General features: G+C 34.0%; 22 protein-coding genes and 2 tRNA genes. 4 read left to right on the top strand and 20 right to left on the bottom strand.

Features of this window, described 5'->3' with window-relative positions:
- Nucleotides 1–2: 2 nt before the first annotated feature.
- On the top strand, nt 3–425 hold the full coding sequence (locus HUE88_RS09165; RefSeq protein WP_194368408.1) for a nuclear transport factor 2 family protein: 423 nt from the start codon (nt 3–5) through the stop codon (nt 423–425).
- On the opposite strand, the gene bamA is transcribed toward HUE88_RS09165, so the two are convergent.
- The gene (bamA, locus tag HUE88_RS09170; RefSeq protein ID WP_194368409.1) at nt 406–2,676 is read right to left on the bottom strand and encodes an outer membrane protein assembly factor BamA; all 2,271 of its coding nucleotides are present in this window, start codon (nt 2,674–2,676) and stop codon (nt 406–408) included. The genes HUE88_RS09165 and bamA overlap by 20 nt on opposite strands.
- A 101-nt stretch (nt 2,677–2,777) precedes the next feature.
- On the opposite strand from bamA, the gene HUE88_RS09175 reads away from it, so the two are divergent.
- The gene (locus tag HUE88_RS09175) at nt 2,778–3,608 is read left to right on the top strand and encodes a prephenate dehydrogenase (RefSeq protein ID WP_194368410.1); all 831 of its coding nucleotides are present in this window, start codon (nt 2,778–2,780) and stop codon (nt 3,606–3,608) included.
- On the opposite strand, the gene HUE88_RS09180 is transcribed toward HUE88_RS09175, so the two are convergent.
- The 17 genes from HUE88_RS09180 to HUE88_RS09260 form a co-directional block, all read right to left on the bottom strand.
- Entirely contained in the window at nt 3,605–5,023 is a 1,419-nt protein-coding gene (locus HUE88_RS09180) for a BatD family protein (RefSeq protein WP_194368411.1), read from the bottom strand. The two genes, HUE88_RS09175 and HUE88_RS09180, sit on opposite strands and share 4 nt — an antisense overlap.
- Before the next feature lie 24 nt (nt 5,024–5,047).
- Nucleotides 5,048–6,940, bottom strand: coding sequence for a VWA domain-containing protein (locus tag HUE88_RS09185; protein WP_194368412.1), 1,893 nt, complete (start codon nt 6,938–6,940; stop codon nt 5,048–5,050).
- The gene (locus HUE88_RS09190) at nt 6,937–7,866 is read right to left on the bottom strand and encodes a VWA domain-containing protein (RefSeq protein WP_194368413.1); all 930 of its coding nucleotides are present in this window, start codon (nt 7,864–7,866) and stop codon (nt 6,937–6,939) included. Before HUE88_RS09190 ends, HUE88_RS09185 begins: the two co-directional genes overlap by 4 nt.
- The gene (locus HUE88_RS09195) at nt 7,859–8,272 is read right to left on the bottom strand and encodes a hypothetical protein (protein WP_194368414.1); all 414 of its coding nucleotides are present in this window, start codon (nt 8,270–8,272) and stop codon (nt 7,859–7,861) included. The genes HUE88_RS09190 and HUE88_RS09195 overlap by 8 nt, the downstream gene beginning before the upstream one ends.
- A complete protein-coding gene (locus HUE88_RS09200; protein ID WP_229860061.1) occupies nt 8,273–9,094 on the bottom strand; it encodes a DUF58 domain-containing protein in 822 nt (273 codons plus the stop codon). It abuts the gene before it with no gap.
- A 37-nt stretch (nt 9,095–9,131) separates the two neighbouring features.
- Nucleotides 9,132–10,079, bottom strand: coding sequence for an AAA family ATPase (locus HUE88_RS09205; protein WP_194368415.1), 948 nt, complete (start codon nt 10,077–10,079; stop codon nt 9,132–9,134).
- Nucleotides 10,080–10,156: 77 nt separating this feature from the next.
- A complete protein-coding gene (locus tag HUE88_RS09210) occupies nt 10,157–11,167 on the bottom strand; it encodes an LPP20 family lipoprotein (protein WP_194368416.1) in 1,011 nt (336 codons plus the stop codon).
- Nucleotides 11,164–12,162, bottom strand: a complete 999-nt coding sequence (locus tag HUE88_RS09215) for a DUF6340 family protein (RefSeq protein WP_194368417.1) — start codon at nt 12,160–12,162, stop codon at nt 11,164–11,166. Before HUE88_RS09215 ends, HUE88_RS09210 begins: the two co-directional genes overlap by 4 nt.
- A 28-nt stretch (nt 12,163–12,190) precedes the next feature.
- Entirely contained in the window at nt 12,191–12,808 is a 618-nt protein-coding gene (lpoB, locus tag HUE88_RS09220) for a penicillin-binding protein activator LpoB (protein ID WP_194368418.1), read from the bottom strand.
- Nucleotides 12,781–13,188 (bottom strand): YcfL family putative periplasmic lipoprotein, encoded by a 408-nt coding sequence (locus tag HUE88_RS09225; protein WP_194368419.1) that lies wholly within the window; start codon nt 13,186–13,188, stop codon nt 12,781–12,783. The genes lpoB and HUE88_RS09225 overlap by 28 nt, the downstream gene beginning before the upstream one ends.
- A 48-nt stretch (nt 13,189–13,236) precedes the next feature.
- On the bottom strand, nt 13,237–15,447 hold the full coding sequence (locus HUE88_RS09230) for a sensor histidine kinase (RefSeq protein WP_194368420.1): 2,211 nt from the start codon (nt 15,445–15,447) through the stop codon (nt 13,237–13,239).
- 51 nt (nt 15,448–15,498) lie between these two features.
- Entirely contained in the window at nt 15,499–16,914 is a 1,416-nt protein-coding gene (locus HUE88_RS09235) for a COG3014 family protein (RefSeq protein ID WP_194368421.1), read from the bottom strand.
- A gap of 24 nt (nt 16,915–16,938) precedes the next feature.
- A complete protein-coding gene (locus HUE88_RS09240; RefSeq protein WP_194368422.1) occupies nt 16,939–17,814 on the bottom strand; it encodes an LPP20 family lipoprotein in 876 nt (291 codons plus the stop codon).
- 24 nt (nt 17,815–17,838) lie between these two features.
- Nucleotides 17,839–18,852 carry a hypothetical protein gene (locus HUE88_RS09245; protein WP_194368423.1) on the bottom strand — a complete coding sequence of 338 codons (1,014 nt, stop codon included), beginning with the start codon at nt 18,850–18,852 and terminating at the stop codon, nt 17,839–17,841.
- A 51-nt stretch (nt 18,853–18,903) separates the two neighbouring features.
- Nucleotides 18,904–20,007: a BatD family protein gene (locus HUE88_RS09250; RefSeq protein WP_194368424.1), complete on the bottom strand. Its 1,104-nt coding sequence runs from the start codon at nt 20,005–20,007 to the stop codon at nt 18,904–18,906.
- Entirely contained in the window at nt 19,988–21,412 is a 1,425-nt protein-coding gene (locus HUE88_RS09255; protein ID WP_194368425.1) for a VWA domain-containing protein, read from the bottom strand. Before HUE88_RS09255 ends, HUE88_RS09250 begins: the two co-directional genes overlap by 20 nt.
- Entirely contained in the window at nt 21,409–22,248 is an 840-nt protein-coding gene (locus tag HUE88_RS09260; protein WP_194368426.1) for a VWA domain-containing protein, read from the bottom strand. Before HUE88_RS09260 ends, HUE88_RS09255 begins: the two co-directional genes overlap by 4 nt.
- A 237-nt stretch (nt 22,249–22,485) precedes the next feature.
- On the opposite strand from HUE88_RS09260, the gene HUE88_RS09265 reads away from it, so the two are divergent.
- Together HUE88_RS09265 and HUE88_RS09270 are read left to right on the top strand one after the other, a co-directional pair.
- Nucleotides 22,486–22,561, top strand: a tRNA-Lys gene (locus tag HUE88_RS09265).
- A 15-nt stretch (nt 22,562–22,576) separates the two neighbouring features.
- Nucleotides 22,577–22,651: transfer RNA gene (locus tag HUE88_RS09270), tRNA-Glu, on the top strand.
- Between the two features lie 98 nt (nt 22,652–22,749).
- On the opposite strand, the gene HUE88_RS09275 is transcribed toward HUE88_RS09270, so the two are convergent.
- Nucleotides 22,750–25,440, bottom strand: a complete 2,691-nt coding sequence (locus tag HUE88_RS09275; RefSeq protein ID WP_194368427.1) for a sensor domain-containing diguanylate cyclase — start codon at nt 25,438–25,440, stop codon at nt 22,750–22,752.
- Nucleotides 25,441–25,502: 62 nt separating this feature from the next.
- Nucleotides 25,503–26,243 carry a cell envelope integrity protein TolA gene (gene tolA / locus HUE88_RS09280; protein ID WP_194368428.1) on the bottom strand — a complete coding sequence of 247 codons (741 nt, stop codon included), beginning with the start codon at nt 26,241–26,243 and terminating at the stop codon, nt 25,503–25,505.
- Nucleotides 26,244–26,313 lie beyond the last annotated feature (70 nt).

A 26,313-nucleotide genomic window follows, 5' to 3' on the forward strand; every position in this document is an offset into this window, starting at 1 on the left:
TTATGAACTTACTGAAAATATCACTAGTACTACCAGGACTTTTATTTATAGGCTGTAGCTCACCAAAAGATGCTGTATCTAATATGTATGATGCTCTTAAAGAAGGAGATATGGCAAAAGTATCTAGGAATGCAAATGACAATGCTAGTATTTTTTTCCTCTCTAGAGCTTTAGATACATGTAGTGTTGATAAAAAAAGTTATACTGATGATATAAAGCTAGCTAATGTCTGCTTAAAAGAAAAATACCAAGATTTAAAGTATAAAAACATTAAAATAGAAAAATTGACCGAAAAAAACACCTATGCAGATGTAGAAGTGACCAACAATAACAAAACAAGTAGCGTGACACTACTCGTACAAAATATAGATGGCAAATGGATGGTTTTAGGGTTTAAAGAACCGACTAAAACCTTTGACCCATAGTGAACTCAAACACTGCTGTTTTGTCACCCTCTTCTTGTCCTATTGGTTTTGAGAACATCAACTGAATCGGCCCGACAGGAGAGAACCACTCTAGACCAAAACCAAAACCACCGCGGGTAATATCATTTGATTTATACACTGAAGTGCCTGTACTGCTCTTTAGTTCATTACCTGAAGCACCTATATATCCATAGTCAAGATATGTAACTAGACGCATTTTAGCCTTTGGAACAAGAGGTAAACTAAGCTCCAAACTATTTGAAGCTGTCAACTCACCGCCGACTCTTCTTAAGTTATCAACTGCTGCATCATCCTCTGTTGTCGGAGATAGAGAGTATGATTCATACCCTCTTACACTTCCAATACCACCCATATAAAATCTCTCTGCCAGTGGTAAAAAGCCTGTCTCTTTAGCATAATAAACTCTAGCCTTATATCTTATTATGGCATCGAAACCTAAATAGCTCTCCAGACCTTTAAAAATACCAAAATTTGTTCTGGCTTTAATAAAACTAGCATCTCCGCCAATTCCTGCATCTTCAAAACTTTGACTTAGTGTAAATCCACTTCTAGGGAGATAAAAATCATCTGTATTGTCAAATTTAACACTAGCCGTAACTGAACTTTTTGAGTAATCTTCAAAGAGCGTAGTATCAACTGTTGTATTCTGATCAAACGTGTAACTATTATCTGAAAATCCATAACCTAGGTAACCACTTATGTGCCTAGTAAATCTATGTCCTAATCCGGTACTTATACCATTTGAAGAGACAGAGTAATCATTATATTCAGTATCGTTTGTATATACCGAAAAGTTACCGCTAAAGTCACTATCATTTAATCTTGGATTAGAAATGTTAAATGAATAGCTTGATGTAAGCTCTGAACGTTCAGCTTTTACACCTACATTTATACCAGAACCCCAAACATTTCTGTCATCAACTGATACACTTACCAGAAGACCTCCATAGCTTCCATATCCACCACCTAGTTGAATATTTCCAGTAGGTGCCTCTTTAAGCTTTACCACAAGGTCCATAGTCTTGTTGTCAACTCTTCTCTCTTCAATAGTGTTACCATCAAAGAAACCAAGTCGCCCAAGTGCATTTCTTGAGTCTGTAAGGTCTGTAAGTGAGTACATGTCGTTAGGTCCCAAATACAACTCTCTTCTAACAATTCTATCAAGCGTCCTTGTGTTGCCTGATATTATTACATTTCTTATCATAACCCTCTCACCAGGCATAACTTTAAAAATTACTTCAACTGTTTGTTTCTCTTTATCTTTTTTCAAATCTGGGATAACCTGAACAAAAGCATAACTTAAGTCTGCTATAAGAGTTTTAATTTTTTGTGAATCATCACGAAATGTTTTAATATTAAAAGGCTTACCGATTTCTAGTTTTATCAACTCTTTTATAAGTTCATCATCAATAACATGTTTAGTCTGGTTGATTGTTATTGCACTAATTGTATACACTTCACCTTCGCTAATCTGATAACTCATATCAGCTGTGTAATTATCAAAATTAACTTTTACAAACGGCTCTTTTACATCAGCATCAAGATATCCATTTTGCATATACAAATCACGAATTCTAAGAGGATCATTTGCTAAATCCGGAAGTCTCATTTTTCCATCATTTTGCCCCCAGAACCAGCCCATAAACTCTCTCTCTTTATTTGCTAAAACTTCATTAAACTCATCACTCTCAAGACCAAAAACACCGCTGTAATCTAAATTTTCTATAGTAATCTCTTCACCTTCGTTCACTACAAAAATTATTTTAATACTTCCATTTTCAAGAATCTCTTTTTGAATCTCAACTACACTGTCTATTTTACCATCTTGACTTATTGCCTCAATAATTCTTTTTTTTGCCTCTTCGAGTTTTTGCTCATCATACAAAGAGCCTTTTTTTATCTTAATAACACTGTCATTAATTTCAGCATCATTCTCTTTCCACCCTTTTAGCTCAATCTTGGAGATAAGGGCTTTCTCTTTAAAGTTGAATGTTAAATTTCCATTTTCCATTTCAACCCATACATCTTCAAAATACCCCTGATTATAGTAAGTTTTAATCGACTTATCAATCATCTCATCATCGATTGTATCACCAATTTCAAACTTCAGCATTCTTAGTGCGACTGGCTCTGATATATGAACCATGCCATTGTATTTAATAGATTCAATTGTGTATGCGAAAGAGTTTACGGCTAGTAGGGTTAGCAATGTTGCTAAAAATATTCTCATTAAGGTTCCATAGTTATAAAATTAAGAAGGGATTTTACCTTTTATGAGGTTAATGTTAAGTAAACTTTGTATAATTTGACAAATAAAAGAAAAGAATTGATATGAATGTAGCAATAGTAGGGTTAGGGCTTATGGGTGGCTCACTTGCCCTTAGTTTAAAAAAATTAGATTTCATTAAAAGTATTGTCGGTAGCGATCACAATCTACTCCACCAAAAAGATGCATTAGAACTCGGCTTGGTTGAAAAAATTGTAGAGTTTGATGATATAAAAAGTTACGATGTAATATTTCTTGCGATTCCTGTTGATGGAGTAATCTCAGCATTGCAAAATCTCTGTGATGTCTCAAAAAACACAACTATCATAGACTTGGGAAGTACAAAAGCTAAAATTGTCTCCTCTATACCAGCTGAGATAAGAGAAAATTTTGTAGCAGCTCATCCAATGACCGGAACAGAGAACTTTGGACCACATGCAGCGATTGAAGGTCTTTATGAAAATCAGGTAGTAGTTTTATGTGACTTACAAAATAGTGGAGAAACACAGACTAAAGTTGCTAAAAAAATATTTAAAGAACTAAAAATGAAAAAATATTTTATGGATGCAGAGGAACACGACAGACATGCAGCGTTTATATCGCATATGCCACATGCTATCTCTTACTCAATTGCCAATACGGTTATGAACCAAGAGAATAAGCACAATATTTTAGCCCTAGCTGCCGGTGGTTTTCGTTCTATGAGCCGTTTGGCAAAAAGTTCTGCAAACATGTGGGAAGATATTTTCAGACAAAATAAATCAAACCTCATAGAGGCAATAGAACTTTTTGAAGATGAGCTAAAACTTCTTAAAAAAAATATAGAAGATGACAACTGGAGCGAGGTTCATAACAATATAAAAAGTGGAAACAGACTTCACGATATTTTAGATTAGTCTATTTCATATCTCTTTAGAAGCCCTTTTAAAGCTTTTTTATCTAACTCTAGCTTCTGCCCTGAGTAGATGTTTTTCTCTAAGATGTCAACTATCTCTTTAACTTCTGTATCATCTTTATATGGAAGTAATTTCATCAAAAGAATTTTCGGCTCTTTTACGGATAAGCTCTTCTTTTTTTTCAATAGTTTTAACGGCTTTAAAAGCATAATTAAAATTCCACATGTTAAGCCTGCTAAAAAAGTAACAAGCAGAGTAAATCTATCATTTTGAGTATTTACATGTGACACATCATCAGAAAGAGGCTTCTCCTCTTTTTGTATATTTAACTCCTCTTTTAATTTTGCATTATTAACTTTTATGCTTATCTTATCTGTAGCAATGGTTTTTGTCTCTTTTGTCTTTGGATTAAAAAACTTTATACTAAATGATGGTATAACAAAGTCTCTCTCTGCTACAAAGGCAATGTTCTGAGTTAGCAACTTCTCTTTAATAGATATTTTTTCATCAAAGACACTAACTCCATCTATGGAGGGCTTAAAGCTTTTTATATCCTCTAAATTGCCGGCTCCTAAAACCTTTATTGTAATATTTACAGCCTCATTTACATCTACAACTTTTTTATCAACCGCTGTTGATATAGTAAAGTCGCCAACTAAATTTACTCCTGCTGGAAGCGGTTTAATATTTAACTCCAACTCATTTGAAAAATATGTTTTCCATTTTATTGATGGAGACCAAGCACCCCAAATATCAGTTTTGCCACCTCTTGAAGCTATGCGCATCTGAGCTTTTGGAATATTTAACTTCCCTGCCCTTTGAGCAGCCATTGTGTAGGTAAGCTTTGTAATAGTATATTTACCCTCTTGATGCCTTAGCGGTTTAGATTCATTTTTTATCCAAAATCCACTTAACTCAGGTGGTAAAAATTCACTATCTACAGCGCCAGCGTCTGCTTTTTGTTTAAAGGTAAGAGTTAAATCAAATGTTTCACCGACAAACAACTCTTTTTTCTCACTGCTTAGCGTTAGCAAAAAGTCTGAATCTTTTGCGGCTGTTGCCGGTTTGACCTCTACACTGACTGAGTTGCTCAACTCTGTTTTAGAATTAATTTCAACCTTTACGGGTTCTATTGTACAACTCTTTAGTGGCAAAAATTTATAGCTTAGTATATAACTTTTTGTTACATCTCCGTTTATTATCTGTACACTTGTTTGAGAGCTTGTAGATATTACGTCTGTGTCGCATAATCTTTGAATAACAGGTCTTGCAATATTCTCGCCAGATACATTCAAAGAGTAGGTAACCATCTCTCCTAGTTCTACACTTTTTGAATCTACCCTTGCTGTAACCGCTGCATGTGTGATATTTGCAGATATAAGTAATAAAAATAGTATTTTAAATATATTGTTCATTGTTTCCTCTTTTATTTATTTTTTCTACCAAGGTTTCTCATCTGAGTCGCTGTTTTTTGGTTTTTCATTATTTAGCTGATATAAGTATGTATTACTGTCTGTATTGAGCTGTTGCATCCACTTCTGTTCCTCTGCTTCACTCATTTTCGATGTGTCAAACTCTTGAGTTTTATCTTTAGAATTATCTTTTTCATCCTTGTTCAACTCTTTTAAATCATCTTTTTTCTTCTCTTTATTTTCTTTTTCTCTCTTCTCTTTCTCTTCTTTTTCTTTCTCTTCTTTGCTTTTCATATCATCTTTGTTTTTTTGCTTATCTTCTGAGTTTTCACTTTTTGAACTATCTTTTTCCTCTTTATTTTCATCTTTTTCATCTGACTCTTTTTTTTGTTTATCTTCAGACTCTTTTTTGTCGCCATCTTTTTTATCGTTCTCTTTTGACTCTTTATCTTTTTTATCTTGGTCTTTATCTTTATCTTTTTTGTCACTATCCTCTTTATTATCCTCTTTGGAATCTTGCTTTTGTTTTTCTATAAGCTTCTTAACTGCTTCTAGATTCTCTCTTGTGTTTTTGTCTTCACTCTCTTCTAAAGATTTTTCATAAGCCTCAACGGCTTTTTCAAGTGAGCCTTGTGAGGCTTCTTTAACATGAGCATTTCCTATGTTAGAAAAGTTTTTTGCTCTGCCCTCTGGAGTATCAAAAGTCGCTTTCTTATAAGATTCTAATGCCTCTTTGTATTTCTTTTGTTTATAGTAAGAGTTACCTGAATTATAATAACCCTCGCCACTTCCACTCTCTTTTGCATACTCTTCATAAAGTTTTGCGGAGTTCTCAAAATCACCTTTTTCATAAGCCTCTTTTGCCTTGTTCAGTTCCATAAAATCGAGCATTCCTGCTTCTACATGTAGATTTGAAAACAGCAGTATAAAAAGAACGAAAACTGACGGCAGACTTGACTTTTGCCTCTTGCTTATTGAACTTGTTGCAATCAGTAAAATCATAAGTGCTATTGCCAGTGGATAGTAAAAAAGAGGTATAAATCTTTGAATCTCTTCACTCTTTAACTCTTTTTCATCACTAATATTTGTAATCTCTCTGAGCATTGTTTTTATATCATTTGATGATGTAGAACTCTCTATGTACACTCCGCCGGTCTTTGTAGCTAACTCTATAATATTTTCATTTAGTTTTGAGATGATTATATCTCCGTTGTGCTTTATAAAAGTTCCATCACTAAGCTTTATAGGAGCACCTTTTTTCGTAGCAACACCCAAGATAAAAACAGTAACACCCTGCTCTTTTGCCAGCTCTATCTCCTGCGAGAAGTCACTTTTATCTCCACCGTCACTCAGTATTAACAGATACTTTTTCTTTTGCTCTTTTTGCGACTTACTTACAATATCAATCACAGATAAAAAGTCAGTCCCCTTTTCTGTTATAGAGGTAGTGTCTAGTTGGCGAAGCAAAAAAGAAACAGCGCTTGTATCAAAACTCAGAGGTGAGACAAGGTATGAGTTTTTAGCAAATGCCACTATTCCTATCCGCTCATTTGGCGCTTCGTCTAAAAGGGTTAGTGCTTTTTGTTTTGCAGACTCTAAACGGTTTGGATAGATATCTTCTGCCAGCATTGAGTCTGATATATCAAGTGCAATCATAATATCTGCACTCTTTGCTTTAACTTCTACAGTACCCTCTTTTATAACAGGCTGTGCAAGTGCCAAAATCATAAACACTCCCATAAGTAAAAACAGAGTATTTCTTGCTTTTAAAGTAAGAGAGTTTGCACTTACACGCAATTTACTCATCACCTCTTCACTAAAGTACTCTGCTTGAGACTCCTTTTGGGTAAGGAGTAAAGCAAAAAGTATAAATAGCGGTGGCAACATGTAGTATAAAAACTCAGGGTGTAAAAAACTCATGCATATCCCCTTTTGTTTCTTATAAATATATATAGCATTAAAGATATTAGTGAGATAAACAGCGGAAACATAAAATAGTAGTTTATATATGTAAAACTCTCGCTCTTAATCTCTGATTTTTCAAGCTCATCAATCTTTTTATATACAGCTTTCAGCTCTGCGGCACTTGAAGCTCCAAATGCAACTCCACTAGTCTCCTTGGCAATTTTTAGTAAAACGTGTTGATTATACTCGTTAGAGTTGCCTATTCCTATTGGGTAAACTTTTACTCCCTCTTTTTTTGCCATCTCTATAGCAATATCCAGAGGAATTTTATCTATCTCTGGCGTACTGTACCCATCGGTAAGTAAAATTGCCACCTTGCTTTTAGACTTACTCATCTTTAAAAGGTTTACACCTTGAGCCAAAGAGGTATTTAGCGCTGTATATTTTCCTGCCATCCCTATGTAGAGTTGAGAGACTATTTTATTTAAAATGTTTTCATCATAAGTTAGCGGAGAAGCAATAAAAGAGTATGCTCCAAAAACTACAAGACCGATATTGTCGCTTTTTCTCTGATTTATAAAGTCACTAACTATCTCTTTTACGGCATCAAATCTTGTAAGCATAGGGTTGTTTGTGTCAAACCCTCTGGCTTGCATTGATTGGGAAGCATCTAAAATCAGAGCTATCTCATACCCCTCTTTTGGCTCAAGTTCATAAGGCTCATCTTTCACAGGAGACATAAGAGCTATAATCATCATCGTGATTCCAAGCCATTTAAGAAATAAAAGAGGTTTTGAAGCCGAAACGGAGTTCTTTAAAAAACTCCCTGTATGAGGAAAATATATAGATGGTATCTTCATCTTACACACTCTGGCACAAACCATAAAAACCAAGAGTATTAAAATCAGATATGGGAACTCAAAATAAAGTCCGTCAAACATCAATCATGCCCTTATATAGCTCTATATAACCTAGTGTTTCACTATCAAACTTATCAACATGTTTTTTGTATTTATAAACTTCAAGTCTGTTGGTTATATTTGTATACATCTCCTGATGCCTTGGACTGTCATCTTTAAATGTCAGACCATAACTTGTAATGGCATATGCGCTATGTTTTGTATCACTTAAATCAAGTTCATGCAGAAGTCTGTAGTGCTCTTTTTTGATATTAAAAGCATTTCTTTTTTTATACCACATGTATAAAAGATATAACCCTAAAAACAAAACAATAAGCACAACAGAACTTACACCTAAAAGATAGTATAAAGAGTACTCAGTCACATCAACTATGGTCTTAATATCGTGTAGGGGAATGTCATAACTTTGAGCTTGTTGTGCTTTCATTTATCTACCCTCAAACAATCTGCGAAGTTCTACACCTGCAAGAGAGTCAGTATATATTTTACAAAATCTAATTTGATCTTTTCTAAGAGAGTCATAAAGTATGTGGTCGTGTGCCTGAACTTTTTTACTGTAAGCTTTTACACTTGAAGAGTTAAAGTCCCCCTCTAAAACAGCTCCGCTCTCAGGGTCAACCAAAGAGGCGAAACCCATAGCCGGAGGATTCTCTTCTAGTCTATCTCTAACAATTATGGAGAGCACTTCATGTTTTCTAGCCAGAAGTCTAAAATCTGGAATCTCAAAATAGTCACCGATAACCAAAATTACAGATTTTCTTTTTAGTCTCTTAAACAAAGTGTCTGCAATAACTTTAAAATCTACTTTTTTGTTTATTGCATCAAAACTTAAGATATCTTCTACGCTTTTTTGAATCTGGTGGAGTTTTTTGCTTGGTTTTGAGCTAGAGATCATCTCGTCGGTAAAAATATATGAACTAAGCAAATCTCCATTTTTTAGAGTTGAGTAGCTAAGCAGTGCAGCTACTTCAGCAATAGACTCTTGTTTAAACTTTTTTGAGCCAAAATGTACACTTCCGTTTAAAACAGAGACTATAACAACATTTAGCTCTCTCTCTTCACGAAATATTTTAATAAAAGGCTTCTGAAGTTTTGCTGTAATATTCCAGTCGATATGGCGGATATCATCCCCTGGCATATACTCACGAAGCTCTATAAAGTCATACCCCTCGCCTTGAAAAATCGACGGGTTGTTACCGACCATTTCACTAAAGACTTGACGCTTTGCTCGAACTAATATTTTTTGCACGGATAAACCGTATTGAGATAGCTTGCTCATTTACGACCTACGGAATTGCTACAGTCTCTAAAACTTTTTGAATAATTTCATCTGTTGTAACACCCTCAGCCTCTGCTTCATAAGTTAAAACTATACGATGTCTCATAAGCTCTTTTGCGATATATGCCACATCAACAGGAGTAACAAAATCTTTTCCGCGCATAAACGCCATAGCTTTTACAGCCTTAAACATATCTATACTTACACGAGGTGAAGCACCAAACTGGATATAATCTTTTATATCATCAAGACCATAAAGTGTAGGATTTCTGGTTGCATTAACAAGTTCTATCATGTACTCTTCAACTTCTTCATCTACATGTACATTTTTTATGGCCTGTTTTATCTCTTGCAAGTCATCATTTGTAACTACTGCTTTTATAGATTCAAAGTTTCCGCTTGAGATTCGTCTTGCTATCTCCAGTTCCTCTTTTTTTGTATTATAGTCAACTATCAGTTTTAGCATAAATCTGTCTAGTTGAGCTTCTGGAAGCTGGTAAACACCCTCTTGCTCAACCGGATTTTGAGTAGCCATAACAAAAAATGGAGGCTCTATTTTAAAAGTCGTATCACCTAGCGTAACCTGTTTCTCTTGCATAACCTCAAGAAGAGCAGATTGTACTTTCGCAGGAGCACGGTTAATCTCATCTGCTAATAGCAGGTTTGTAAAAATAGGACCTTTTTTGATTTTAAAACTGTTATTTTGCGGGTCATAAATCTCTGCACCAAGTATATCTGATGGGAGTAAGTCCGGAGTAAATTGGGCACGTTTAAAGTTAAGACCTAAACTTTGTGCCAATGCATTTACGGTTGTAGTCTTTGCAAGTCCAGGGACACCCTCGATAAGGATATGTCCATCACAAAGAAGTGCTATAAGAAGAGAATCTATCATCTTCTCTTGTCCTACAACTACTTTAGAAACTTCTTTTTTTATTAACTCAATCTTAGAAATCATAAGTATTAGACCTTGTGTTAAAGTTAGGGAAGTATAACGAATTGGGAGTAAATGGATGGTAATATTAAACTGCTTTTTTAATTGACTCCAAGAATCTTTAAAACATCTCTTTTTTGTATCTCTTGTTTGAAATTTTCAACAGAATCAGACATAGCAATATCATCACTTTGTGGCGAGTAGCCAACAACATTTATTTGCTCACTGTGTATAATATTTTTTTTCTCATCTTTAACCTCGATCAGCACGGAACTCTTGGCGATATAAACTCCATGAGAGAAAGCTTTGTCTAGTTTATGTGAGAGCGATATGTTAATATTGTTTTTATCATTTTGGCTGTTTGGTTTTATAGCTATTTTAGTCTCACTTAAAGCTGTTTTCACTGCATTTGCAAATGCTCTTGATTCTTTAGAGCTAGAAAAAGAGATACTCATGTTTTTAAGTAACAAATCAAAATCATTATTAAGAATCTGCATTGTTTTTAAGTAAGGTGCATCATCAAAGTCTTTATCTAATGAGTCAAGAACCAAAAGTGTTGAGAGTGTTTGTGAGAGTGTTTGCTGCGACTCTTTGTAAAAAGAATATCGGCTTAGTATATTCATATCACTGATATATTTTTGCTTATCTTCAATCTTTTTATATATTTGATTTAAAGTTTTTAACAAACTTTCTGTCAATATTTTTTTATCTGAACTCACAAGAGTTACAAAGTGCTTATAGTTTTGTTTATGAACCTCAACAACCTCATAATTGCTAATTCTTATTTTACTTACTTCACTTCTGATATCAGAACTGCTAGTTTGTGTGAAATACTCCCTATACCCTTTTTGAGTGTTTGTTGCAGAGTTATACTGAGACGATATGGTAATTCCAAGCTTTGAAACAAGGTTGTCCAGTGCACTTTTAATTGCTTCTTCTCTATTTATTCCATCTCCAACACCATAAATAAAGACTCCGTTGTTCACTGGTGGAGTTATATACCACAAAGGGAGTTGTTTTTCTACATGTAGAGCCTGAGATGGTTTGCCCACGCTGCATCCGCCAAATGAAAGAGCCAACAGTGCGAGTAAAATGTTTACTGATATTCTCATTGTTGCATCTGTTCTTGAGCATGTCTATGCGACGATATTGAGCTGTTTATACGTAAAATTGCCAAATCAACGGCTTCTACAGGTTTTACAGTTAAAGAATCAGCAAGTTCAAAAAGTTGTCTTGCACTTGTGAGGTCACCTTGAACCTCTTTGACTATTGCCAGATTGTATGCTGCTACATAACTTTTATCAGAAGTTGATTCAAGGAGTTTGCTTAAAAGCTCTTCTGCTCTGTCGTAGCGTTTATGCTGTATATATTCAAGTGCATGCTCAAGTTCATCTTCTTGTTTATCTGAATACTCTATGTCAGGTTCATCAAGAAGTAAAACTCTGTATGTGGCATAATATGGAACAAGCTTTTGAACGAAACTTCTGCTTACCTCATCAGCCAACATATTCAAACCATAAGCTTTTGAGGGGAGATCATCTGTGTCATCTGAACAATGTTTCCATGCTCCATTTTTGCTTAGAGTCTCTGCATAGATAATATCCCCTTTTTGTATATCAACAATTTTTATTTGAGCAACTATAGCCATATCACGTCTTATGCAGCGAACACTATATTTGTAAGTCTCTTTGCACTTCTCATCTGAACATTTGGTTCTTTTTTCATAAAAAGATTTGTCACTCATCGATGCTGCCGAGATATCACCGCTGATAAGCGCTTGAGCACCGAGCAATCTGCCCATTTTTACAGAGCTTGACTCATCAAAAAGACCTGAATTTTGAAGACGTTGCTCCTCTATCACTTTATTTATATCGCTGCGGCTGATTGTTGTAAAATAGTTCTTTTCGTCAACCTTCTTACCCGCCAACTCAACCTCAATCTTATTAGATAGTCCCACTGTATCATGTGAAAAAGTGCTAACCGCAACCTTTTTAGTACTTGCCATACGGTCAACTTCCGCTGGCTGTATTGCGTAAACTGTCGCCTTTTGGGCACACCCGCTTATTAGCAGTGCTGCCGTTGCAATCGCCAGTATGTAATATTTCATATTTTTTTTACCAGATTCATAAAAGTTTTTACCACGCTACAGATTTATTACTGCCGCGTTTTCCTATAATACGCTCATCTTCCCAAAAAGCCAAGCCTGTCTTGATATCTGTCAAAGACATTTGAAAATAGTACTCAACACGCTGGGTAGATTTATCTACACTAATATTACGCTGAAGAATTTTTCCAGAGAGACTCAAATCAGGTGCTATCATAGACCCTTTTCCTGCAACAGTTTTTTGATTAAACTCATCATCTCCTCTAAGCTCTTTTCTCGTTTTCATAGCCATCGTATCTTCAGCACCGTTTGCCCCTACAGCAGTTGTCACAACAACTTTACCGCTGCGCAAAAGACCTACACGTATTTTCTTAACAAGCTGATCTGTGTCAATATGCTGCATCGTATCATTGATAATTCTAGAGACCACAAGAACATAACGCTCGCCATTTGGTTTATTTACAGCTCCTGAAGCTAGAAGTGACTCTATCATGTCTTGAGCCGCGCCTTGAAAATCACGGTAATCAAGACCCATCACAGCATCGCCTTTGTCGTTGTTTATATCAATATTTGTGGTTTTTGTTGCACATCCACTAAATAAAAGTCCAACTGCACCTAAAATTATTGTCCATCGTATTGTTTGTCGCATGTTATCTCCTTGTCTTGTTTTATATATAAGCGAAACGTTGTCGCTTTTGTATTTGGTGATGTTGCATTAATGTAAAAAGGCTGGTTTGCATATGCCGGAGCTTTTTTCCAGCCTGAGAGAATACTCTCTATTTTAAAACCCTCTTTATCAAGCCAAACTACACGGTACTCAAGAGCCTGATAGTTGTTGGAACTATTTTCACCGATAACCTGAGCCTGCATAAAACCATCAGGTTTTTTTCTCCCTTTTATATCTGTGATGACAATACCTCCACTGCCACACCCATCTACAACTTTTACTATTGCACCGGCAGGTTCCGGCGATTTACTACAGCCAAAAAAAGCAACCAATGCTAAAACAATTAATATATGAGACCTCATCAACACTCCTTATTGCTCTTTATATTCTAACATAAACAATCTTTGGCATCAACTTACATTATTGTTCTTGTTTACAGGTAGGGTAATAATAAAGATTGCTCCTTTATCATGATTATTCTCTGTTGAATTATAAACTACTATTGTTCCATTCATATGGTCAGTAATGATTTGGTGACTCATATTCAGCCCAAGACCTGTCCCTTTAGATTTATGTTTAGTCGTAAAATAGGGTTCATATATTTTATCGATAATATCAAGCGGTATCCCATCTCCATTATCTTCTATTGCAATAATTATTTCGTCATTAATTTTTTTGATTTTTATCTCTATATGTCCAACTTTTTCTTTATCACTGTTTTGGCACTGTAAAATAGCATCTTTTGAATTGTTTACTATGTTTATAATAACTTGCTTGAACTCATTCGCATAACCATACAGAATCAACTCCTCATCGGAGGAATCATCTATAATGCTAAGTGTTATCGAATGGCTGTTTAATTGAGGGGTTATTAAATTATAAACATCCTGTATGCTTTGTTTAACACAAAAGTTTTCTTTTAATTTATTTGGATTGTAATAACTTCTGAAATCATCAATAGTTTTTGTCATATACTCAAGCTGACCTGCTATTGCCTCTGACATCGGTTTATAATCTTCATAACTCACGCTTCCGTTTAGCTCTAACATAAATTCCACTTTCATATTCATAACGCTTATTATATTTAGAGGCTGTCTCCACTGATGAGCTATATTACCTATCATCTCTCCCATTGAGGCCATTTTAGCCTGTTGAAACAGTTGTTTCTCTTTGTCTTTAACACTATTATTTAACTCTACTTCATTTGTTATATCGATCAACTGGATTATGTCTGTAGTCTCATTTTGATAGATAACTTCTCTCGCTTTAACGGCAAAGTGATACTCTTTGCCATCTTTTATTATCATGGCTTTGTGTACTTTATCTTTGTTTTTTATATAGTCTGTCCAGTAGACTCCATTTATATACTTACTCTGAATATAGTTTTTATCATCGTGCACTTCAAACAAATCGCAAACACACTCATATTGATTTAAAAATTCTTCCAAGTCTTTATATTGATTAAAAAACATTAAAAACTTTAAATTGACCTCTATAATATTTTTATTTCTATAGAGTATAATTATTGAGGGCAAAAAATTAATAATTGATTTTGTCTCCTTTTGTGCAATCTTTATATTAATATTTGATTTTAAAATTCTATAAAGAAAATAAAATAACACCATTAAGGCGATAGCGATTATTGCATTAATATGTTTATAGTCGCTGATAATATTCTTTAGCTCATCATTCATTGCATATGAAACAAAATATGCAACAACACTTTTATTGTCAGTGTGCCTAACAGGTATAAAAGTAACCACCTGCACGGAATCGTCAAACTCATGACACAAAGCAAAAGACTTTTCATGTTTAAAGTTTTTTTCTATATCTTTTTTCATGTATTTATCTATGATTGCTTTTTCTTTTTTTCTTGCCTCCTCTATATCAAGTTTTGAGGTGACCGTGTATAAATAGTCTTCATGCTCAAGACTTTGGAGATATTTGTTGAAAATCTCCGGTTTCCACAGGTTTGTATCAAAAAGTTTTTTATTTACAATAAAGTGCGTATGTGTTTTATGATTCTCTTCAATAGACTTTTGCAATGCTCCTGAGGAAAATGAGATTTCAACAGCCCCCAAGTAGATGTTTTTGCTTGAAAAAACAGGATAAACAAATCTGTAGGCATGTATAGTTCTCCCTCCCTCAAACCCCTCTATAAACTCTTTGTGCTTATTAACATAATCAAAACTGTATCTAATACCTTTCAAATCATCCCCGAATTTTTCGTGCTTGTGCGTCCTTAAAAAATTCTGACTGTTTGGAAAGACAAATTGAAATTGCAAAACACCCAATTTTACCAACTTTGCATAATCCCCTTTTGTCAAATCATAGAGTTTTTCTCTCAAAACACCTCTTCTGATATCGTCTGCATTTAGCGCCTCTTCCAAAATATTTAAAATATCGGGCTCTTGAACTATTAAATCAAATGTATGTTGTGCTATTTTTTTATACAATCTTAAATTTGTATCATAATTCATCTGGTTGGCTGAAATAGTTTGGCGCAAGTGTTCTTTAACTCTTTGTTTTTTGTCGTTCGTGAGGACAAAGAACACAATAAAAAATGAAACAAGAAAAGCTAAAACAAGTAAAAATTGGTACTTAAATGTATTTGTTGACATGAGAATCTTTGTGTATAAAATTAGTTATTAACAAAATGCAGTTTATCGCCTTTAATAAAAGCTGATAACACTAATGCCTGGTGTTGAAATTACTGCTGGAATTTTAACATAAATCATAGAATGTTTGGCATTGATATCAATCTTTACATCCAAATTTTTAACTCCGGCTTTAAGAAGCAGTTTTCCGTCAGATGGCATTTTTACCCTTGCAATTTGAAAATTTTTTGGCAAAGAGTTCCAAACTCTAGTGTCGGCATGAGTAGTTAAAGACTGAAAAATGCCGGTTGCGAGACCAAGAACAGCTCCCCCTTTCTCGTTTGCCCTATACTGCGCATAAGTTTTTAATATTGCCGAGAAAACTGCCCGGGTCAAAATATCGTTATACGAATAGTTAAACTCTGTTAACACTACTCTGTCCATGTCGGCGACTAATGATGTATCTTCTAGTTTTTCCCCATGAGAAAAAACGGTTATGTTTGATGTTGCCTGCTCTCTTGTATTCATTTTTGGCAGGGCTATCCCTGCATATACTAATTTAGGAGTGAAAAGAAACATTGGTATATTTACTCTATACTCAGACTTGATAGCTCCTAAACCGTTCTCGTATATCACCCATACATACTTTTCACTAATGGGCTTGCCCGAGAGTGCATCTTCTACCATCTCAAAATCAGCTTTTACTGTTTTATTTTTGGGCACCATCCCATGAACCTCTTTTAAAAGTGATGATGATTTTGAGTAGTCACCCTCTATTGCAAAAAACAGACCTGCCAAATAGGTTGTAAAGGGATTCACAAAATCAGGATAGGCCTGAAACTGCTCCAAAGATGAGTAGTTTCTTTGCGCTATGTTTTTAATTGTTGCATTGGAGAGTGTTTTATCAAACCCGGCACTTCTTTTCTCTCTCCTTTTTTCTGCTATTGCATCTTTTTGCTTGCCTATCAACTCTGCATATGTCTCTTTTGCACGTCTTTGACGGTCAATAGCGCGGTTTAGTTCGACTCTAGCCTCTGCGTATTTTCCTAGTGCCATATAATCGAGAGACTTGTATGTGTTTACCATTATCGCTTCACTTATAGTTGCATGATAATCTATCGCCGCATCATTAAGCATCAGCTGTGACATGTAGTCTGCCACACTCCCCCCTATTGTCTCCTCATGGTGAAATTTGATAATATTTTCTGATTCATCAAGCATCTTAATGCTGTTAATATAATCTTTTGCATAAAAATATGAGTTTCCTGCTTTTAGAATTGAGAGTAAATTTGCCTCATCTAATGAAGCTCTCTTATCTTTGCTCTCATATGCCAGAGTTGCCGCTTCTGCGTAATGACCCGCAATATACATTTTATCCTGCTGTGAGGAGTTACTTAAATCAACACCTATGGAGTTTGCAAGATTAGATACACATCCAGAGAACAATAGAGGCAAGAGAGTAACAAAAAGTAAATGTTTTAATAGTTTCATTTATATACTTTGTATTTTATTTTTTTAATTATTAACAATCCAAACATACAGCTCACAACTCTGCGGATCAAGCCATATATCTTTTACAGTCGTTGGTTGGGATCTATTTGCACTTCTTACAATTGACGATGTTTCAAAGATTTCTCCTGATGTATCATTATGTAAGATTTCCAATGCTTCATGTTCTGATGCAATTTGTGTTTTTTTTCGCTTTGAAAGAGCTGATTTCGCCAAGATTGTAGCAACTTTTTTTTGCTCTTCATAACTTTTCAAACTCTCTTTTTCTGCGATACCGACACTTCCCTGATAAGTATTTTGATTTGGTCTAAAAAACCATACAGGTTTGTTTTGGTACAAGTCGGCTTTAGTATCAATTGTTTTTAATATATTCTGAGGATAACATCTGCTTTGCATAAGTTCATCTTTGTCAAACGCTCTCGTATTTAGTTTTGGCAGAGTCTGCATAGTTTTTGCGTACTCGCTCTTTATGCCTAAAAGATTGTTTAGCCTTGGTTTTGAAAGTTCCACTAGAACATATAGTTTTCTGTTCTCATCAAAGTATGCATCGACCTGATAACTCTCATTTAAAAAAATTTCCGATAAAGCTGTAATCTTATTATGGTTTTTATTTAAGATTTTATCTTCATTGATTTTTTCACTACTGTTGTATACTGAGGTAATGTATGATTTTAAACTATGCGCCAAATCACTTTTTGCCTTATTAACAGCTGCAAGACGTTGAGTATATACACCCTGAAAATTAACTTCACTCGAGCCCACTCCTCGTAAAGCGTCAGGAGAATCAACCCATTTTGGAAGTTGTTCACTAGGCTTTACTTGAACTGCCGGAGCACACCCTGCAAAAAAATAGATTAAAATTAATAAAAAAACTTTGTACATGTAACTCCCAAATTGTTAAAAAGACTATTGTTCTCTATATAGAGTCCCTCTGGCTACCTCTTTATTCTCTTCATTATATTGCATCAAGAGAAGTTGTGTATTATTTAATTTCTTTAAATCTATAAAATGTTTATCTACACATTTATCTTCACCATAAGTAAGAATCTCTTTAAACTTAACTATATTTGCAGTTTTGCTTTGTATAATAAGTTCTCCTCCGCAATTTAATGAGTTGTAGTCAATTGTCCCGACACCGCTTTGTGTTATCTCTATCATAACATCTCCGCTTCCGCCGTTTGAACGCATAATAAAGCCACTCCAAACCCCATAAAAACCACGTTTTACTTTTTGTATACGCTCTTGGGAACTATATAAAATATTTTTACTGTTTTCTACTGTCTCTTCGTTGCTCTTGCTTAAATCAGCATTTCTTAAAAATGCCGGAATATACTCTACTGCTCCAGACATAGTATAGGTTGCAGACTCCTCATCATAACTGGCTTTTGTAATCTCAACCGATAGGACAAGCTTACGTGCCTCATCTGCAGAAGTATTTCTAGCAGAAGGTTTTTTTGATGATATTGCCTCAACAATAAATGCACCCTCTGCTGCCCCTTTTAGGTCTCTTTGCGCAATATCGGCATTGGTGTATGTAAAATCATCCAACCTTATAAACTGCGGAGTCATATCTTGAATCTCCTCATCTGTTGCATATGCCTCTATAGTTACCTGCAAGTCACCGAAATTTTCACCGTTTTGAAACTTTGGCTCACCTTTTATGTGAACTACTCCTCCAGATTTTTCACGAACAACATCATCAAGGATTTTTCCGTTAACCATCACTGTCTCGGAGAGTAAAAATTCCCCGAAAATTTCCTTTGCGGCTGAGAGTTTTGCTTTTTGTACAGCTATCTCTTTAAGCTCAGAGAGTGTTTTATTCGGATATAGCATCTGGTTTACAGTTATTGTTTTTATAACCGTTTTATCTGCAAAAGATTGTGTCAGTAGCAGAGTAATAATAATTAAAAATATTTTCATTTTTTTCACTTTATTAAGATTTAAATCATTTTAGTTCAATTGCATTTAATACTATATTAAACCAATTTCTTTTTTGATTTTGTTTATGTTTGTAGCCTTTTTAGTCTCTATTTCCAATATCAGTTTTTCATACTTTTTTCTATCTTTTAAAGCCAAAATAACCGAAAGCTCCCCCAGAGAATCTGTATTTTTTACTTTCTCTTTAAAAGCTTCATCCTCAAGGAGCTGTTTTTTTGGCTTTTTCAACTTGATTTTTGAAATTAAAAATCCTAAAACAAAGGCGAAAAAATAGTAAAAATACTCATAATTTATTTTAAAATCTTCATCAGCCTTGTCTAAAAGTTCCTCTGCCTTAAAACCTTTTTCAACCTCAACTTTAACGGCGTTTACAACCAAAGCATCCTCTTTTTTTAGCTTCAAATTAACATATTTTATATTTAACTTAGGAATTATAAACTCTTCACTCCCCACAAACGCAAATTTTTGACTCAAAATTCCGCTGTAACCATCTTTTGTAAGTTGAATGTCTTTTATAACTTTACCGGCAAATACTTTTACATTATCTATTTTGAACTCAAGGGGCTTAATCTCATCCAAATTCCCCTCACCCTTGATTATTATCTCCATATGGTAAGGCTCATAAGCTTTTACATGTGGGGTATCTTTTTTAACTTCAAGTACAAGGTTTCCAACTAGAGCTATATCTGTTTTTACTACCTCTACATGTAAGTTTTTTTGTTTTATTTTTGTTTTTGTATACTCTTCATAAGAAGCATTATCACGGCCCAAAACAGTATTTTTGATAGAGTCTTTATTTGTTTTTTTCATAACCGTATCAAAGGCAAAGTCAACATCAATAGATTTTTTTATAAATGCAACAAACTCATAGCTATTTACTTTTTTATTATTTATTAGTCTTTCACTCTTAGTTAAAAGTTTTATAGTGTAGTTTTCATAATCCCCATCAGGATTAAACTCAATACTATAAAGTTCAGCATCATCGCTGAATCTACATATATAACTAAGATGTATTGCTTCATTTACATAGGCTTTATTTTTACTTGCTGTCGCACTCCACTCATAAGTTGAAGCGAATATCTCTACATGTAGAAATATTAACAGTATTAAAAGAACCTTACCATGGCTGTTTTTCATCTATTACCTTTTTATTAATCAGCTCATACTGTTTTGAGCTTAGTTTTGCCTTGCCGCTGTTTAAGTCAAGCATACTTTGGGACTCACTCTTTTTGCCGCCATCATCTGCTCCGCTACTAGCTGCTGCACTTACTTTCATATTTGAACCACCGCCCTCTTTTTGTTCTTTTGAGCTCTTCTCTTTTTTTGCCAATGATGATTTTTTATCTGTTTTTTGCTGACCTGTATTCATCTCTACTTTTTCACCTACATCTTTTATATAAGCCAAGTTTTCGTCTGCCTCTTTAGTGTAAGTTAGAGTAAGAGACTTTAAGTAGGCTTCTCTTGCTTTTTCAAACTCTTGAAGTCTTATATATGCATTTCCCATATTATAATAAACTATCGATTTAATCTCTACATGTGAGGATTTCACGCCTCTATAACCATCTAGTGCTTTTTCATAGTTTCCATTTTTGTAAAACTCATTTGCCTCACTGAAAAGCTTTGTGTATCTGTCTGCATGTAGATTAACTCCAACCAGAAGCAAAAAGCCCAAAACATACCGCTTAAGTGTTGTCACACTTACCAAAAATGTAAGAATTGCCAAAAATACAAAGTAGTAAAACAGTTCTAAATTTTGAACTATTGTTGTTTCACTCTCTTTGTCCTTCTCTTTTTGTGAACTAATGGCCTCAAGGAGTTCGCTGAAATCTTTTGTATAAACTCCCCCGGTTGCATCTGATATCTCTTTAATTGCACTATTTTCTCTGCTTACTACAATATCTCCAAGTTCATCTTTTAAAAGCTCACCATTTTCAAGTCTTAAAGTTGCTCCTATTGCTGAGCCAAGCATAAAAATATTGACTCTCATTGAGTTCTCTTTTGCGTATATAGCTTCACTCTCATAACCAAACTCATCTGCACCATCTGTTAAAAGAACAACGCTCAGCATCTTAGAATTTGACATTTTTCTAGCTAACTTTAGAGCCGGCATAACGTTGCTCCCTTTAGTAATTATAAACTTTTCATCAAGTGAGTTAAATAGATGTAGCAAAAGCTCTTTATCTTGTGTTAGAGGGGACAATACAATAGCATTTGTTGTAAAGCCCAAAACTCCAAAACGAGTTTTGTACTCTGACATAAGCAGCTCTTTTAAAACTTCTTTCGCTTTTGCAAGTCTTGAGGGTTCTATATCTTGTGCAAACATTGAAAAAGATAAATCGACTGCTACTACAACATCGCTAAGTGCCTGCTTTGACTTAATAGGCTCCTGCTCGATAACCGGACGAGAAAGAGCTAAAACTATTAGAATAAAGGTTAAAATATATCCTATTGCTGTAATACTAAAGTTTCTGAAATCTTTTTTTATAAACAGAGGCAGAAGAAGCACTAAAAGCCAAAAATATTCAGGAGATAAAAAACTCATTTTTCAATCTCCCTAAATAGTAAAAATAGTAACAGAGGAAGAACTAAAAGTAAAACTATCCAATAGTAATAATCTTTTAAAATATACTCTCTGCTTTTAATTTTTGAAGATTCAAGCATGTCAATCTCTTCATAAACACTCTGTAACTCTTTTGCTGAGACAGCAGTGTAAAATTTCCCTCCGCTCTCTTGTGCAATTTTTTCTAAAAGTTTCTCATCCGATTCGCCCTTTTTACCAAGACCAATTGTATAGATTTTAATATTTTGCTCTTTTGCAAGCTTTAGAGCATCTTTTGGGGAAATTTTCCCGCTGTTATGCTCGCCGTCTGTTAAGAGGATTATCACCTTTGTCTTTGCCGAGGAGTGTTTAAATGCTCTCACACTCATAGCCACTGCTTCACCAATTGCAGTATTTTGCCCCGCCATCCCTTGAGAGAGATAACTCAACATATCACTTACAATCTCTTTTTCATAGGTTATAGGAGAAGCTATAAAAGCAAAATCTCCATACAAGACTACGCCAACATTGTCGCTAACTCTTTTATGAATAAACTCTGTTGCTATTATTTTTGTAATTTCAAACCTGCTTAATCTCTCGCCTTTGCCCAGTTCATTTTCAAAATCAAGTCCTGATGAGTTCATAGAACCACTTGCATCTATGCACAAAACTATATCTTTTCCATGTCTGTTAAGCGGGTTGAATTTATCTATTACTATAGGAGAAGCCAGAGCGATACAAAGCAATATAAAAACAATTACCTTTAAAATCCACTCCAGCTTTAAAAAACTTTTTTTTGAAGACAAAAACTGCAGATGTACAAAAAATATTGGCTTCATATACTCTTTACATCTATATAGACAGTAAATGATTGGGAGTAACAATAATATCAGATATGCATGTTCAAAACTATAGTAATTCATTGGCAATATTTTAGCCAAAATGTAACAATTTTCGGCAAAACTGTGGCAATAGAGAACAAATTTTAAAATATGTGCAAATTCTGCCTTTTTTTTCTTGACTTAGAAAATATTTTTGCCTATAATTCCCATCCACAAACAATATGTTTGTAACAAGTCTTGTTAGCTCAGCTGGTAGAGCACGTCACTTTTAATGATGTGGCCGATGGTTCGAATCCATCACAGGACACCATTTTTTTTATTTTGTGGCCCCGTCGTCTAGCGGTCAGGATCCATGGTTTTCATCCATGTTACAGGAGTTCAATTCTCCTCGGGGTCACCACTTAATACTTCAAACTCTTTTCAAAACAATTCAAAAAAAAATTTATCATCTCACAATATTAATAACTAATTCTATACTTGTTTACAAATATATTTAGCCTATAATATTGCCACTACTCTGTTTCGACCTTCATGTTTTGCTTTGTACAGACAATCATCTGCACGTTTTATAAAACTGTTTTCAGTATCGTCTTCTCTGTATGATGTAACTCCAAAACTAGAGGTTACATTTCCAGCTACTCCAAAAGTAGTGCTCTCTATCTTTATTCTAAGCTTTTGCGCTAAAATCACTGCATTTTCCGAGTCAGTTTCAGGGCATAAAATTAGGAACTCTTCACCGCCCCATCTTACAAATATATCTATGTTTCTAATATTTTCAATTACTACACTTACAATGCTTTTTAAAACCGTATCACCTACGTCATGTCCATGAGTGTCATTAATTTTTTTAAAAAAATCTATATCAAAAAGAATTATTGAAAGTGGATTTTTATATCTTGCGACACGCTCAAGCTCTAATTTAAACAACTCTTCAAATTTATGTCTGTTGTAAATGCCTGTAAGTTGATCTGTTGAAGCAAGTTTTTCCAGGTCTTGCTGCATCTCAATTCTTTGAGTGATGTCTTTACCTGTTGAGACAAAAGAGATTATTTCATCCTCTTCATTTTTGATTGCACTTATTGTTTTCTCTTCATAATAAAGTTCTCCATCTTTTTTTCTATTGACGAAAACTCCACGAAAAACTTTATCGCTAAGAATCTGTTTCCACATATCAGTATAAAAAGTTTTATCATGTTTGCCGGATTTCAATATGCTAGCTGTTTTGCCTATGCTCTCCTCGCGCGTAAAACCTGTATGCACCACATATGCATCATTAACAAAGGTTAAAACACCGGTTCTGTCGGAAATCATAATAATATCATCAATCTCTTCAATAGCTTTTGATAGTTTTGTTATCTCTTGCATAGATTTTTTTGATTCAGTTATATCCATAACTATTCCGGAGATTATTTCTCCTTCAATATGTGCACTTAGAAGTACTATTTTTTCATCATTATTTTTAGTCAGTACATGTATCTCTATCTCTTCTACCTTACCTTTTGCGGTGAGTTCTTTAAGAAATTCTATACGTTCATTAGAGTACTTATATATTCTTGATGAATTATAACTGCACATATCTTCTGCCGACTCATAATCCATTATATGTACCATAGCATCATTGACATAAATAATTTTTCCGCCGATTGTACTGGTAAAAATGCCGACTTGGGAGTTTTCTACTAAAGTTCTATATCTTTTTTCTGATATTTTAAGACTCATATCCATAATTTTTCTCTCGCTGATGTCTCTTGCTATACTGATAATATAAGTTTTATTTCCTTCATTCATTAATCTGCTTGTGACTTCCAATGGTATAGAAGTGCCACTCTTGCATTTGTGCGATACTTCAAAAACGGCATGGTGGTTTTTTTCTAACTGAGCTTTAATTTTTTTAATATTTTCATTATATATCTCACTGCCCTCTTTCTCATCGCTGTAATCAAGGTCTTGAACTTTCATACTCATTAATTCATCTTTTGTATACCCTCTGGTTGCATATGCAGACTCATTAACGTAGATAAAACTTCCATCAATATTGTGTACCAGTATTGAGTCTGTTACAGAATTAAGCAGTCTTGACTGAAATTCAAGTTCTTGTTCTCTTTTAAAGCTTTGAGTAATGTCCTGTACTGTTCCCATCATTCTAATAGGCTTGTTATTTTCATCTAACTCTACTTTTCCTTTTTCATATACAACTCTTTCGCTCCCGTCTGGAAGCACAATTCTATGTTTAACAGAGTACTCCTCTCCACTTTGCAATGCTTTACTTACAGCGTCTTGTACCAGTGCTTTATCCTCTGCATGTACAGTGTTTATAAATGTCTCATATGTTGCTAGGAACTCTTGTGGCTGCAGTCCAAAAATTACATATATTTCATCAGACCACACAATTGTATTGTCCGATAGATTCCACTCCCAATTGCCTATTTTTGTTAGTTTTTGAGCTTCTTTGAAAAGTATGTTAGTTTTTGAGACCAACTTTGTTCTATTGGCAACTTTGTCTTCTAGTGTCTTGTTTAGAAGGGCAATCTCATTATATTTTGAAGTAAAGGAGTTATAGAGAGAGGCATAATCTTTTATAAAAAAGTTTATTGGATAAAATTCATTTCTTTTTACATATTTGCTAAGCCTGAGTATCGGCAAAATATTTATATAATACAAAGCTATAAGAAATACTGCCATCAGAATAATAAAATATATTAAAATCGTAATAACAAAAGAAGGCAGCTCCTTATTATCACTTTTAATATAATCATCATTTAAATCAATTATTAAATTTAAATATACTCTTTTGCCTTTATCAAAATATGCAAACTCTTTATAAAAAACTTTATGCCCTTCAAGTTCATAGTCATATAACGTATCAAGGTGAGAATCCGCATAGTAATCCGTATTTATTTTATTTATATCTGTAGAAACCACTATTTTATCATCTATGGCTATAGAGAGGGTTTTATACTCTTTATTTGCCTGTAAACTTTTTTGCAGCAGTTTTTTTGAACTCTCAACTCCGTTATTTTCAATCAGAGTTGCTATAGAATATCCAAGCTCAAGAATATCTTTTTTCATTCTTTGTAAGCTTTCATTTTCAAAATACTTGTTAGTAGCACTGTATGTGTAGAAAAAACCTCCATACATAACTATACCTAAGACTAAAACAAACAGTAAATTTACTCTTTTTAATGACATCAGAACCCTTACTTTGAATATAATATTGGATTTTATCTTTATTATATTAAATATAAAACTGTTTATTCACTCAAGTTATAATTTATCGGTACATTTAAAATGATTTTTTTATCAGGTTTTGGAAATTTTCCTGATAAATCTTCTATTGTTTTAACTGCCGCACGACTTAAAATATTATTTTTTGAGTTCACAATCTCAATATCATAAACTTCACAATCAACTCCAAGTGTAAATCTTATAATTACCTCACCGGTTATGTTCCTTTTTCTGGCACTTCTTGGATAGTACAAATTATCTTGTAAAAGTTGGGTGATTTTTTTTGTGTTAATTTTCAGATACTCTTTTGCAACTTCCTCTTTTTTAGGCTCTACATGTGACACTTTATCGGCAATATTTACAGCTATTTTTTCTTCTATAACTATTTTCTTTTCTATTACATCTTCTTTAACAATTACTTTTTCTTTGATTTTGTGAATCTCTTTTATTTTTTCACTATCTTGTGCTTTGGGCTCAACAACTTCTTCAATTATCGGCGCTATAACTGGAGCTATCTCTATTTTTTTGGATGGAATTTTATCTTCTGTGGTTGTATTTTTTGGTTTTGTTTGAGGCTTTTTATTTTCTACATGTAGTGGCTCTTTGGTAATTTCTTTAGCTTGTAGCGCACTGAGTTGAACACAAATTGTAGTTTCACACTCTGCTTTTTTATTTTCAGAATAATATCTCCATGTAAACAGCACTGTTAATATAAGAATGGAGTGAAAGATAAGTGATATTATTAATGGGCGTCTGTGGTTAATCATGATGGTAATAGTAACAAAAAGATTGTTACTATTTTGTTAAGATGTGAATTAAAGAATAAATGAGATTCCA

It is taken from the genome of Candidatus Sulfurimonas baltica, assembly GCF_015265455.1.
Classification (GTDB): Bacteria; Campylobacterota; Campylobacteria; order Campylobacterales; family Sulfurimonadaceae; genus Sulfurimonas; species Sulfurimonas baltica.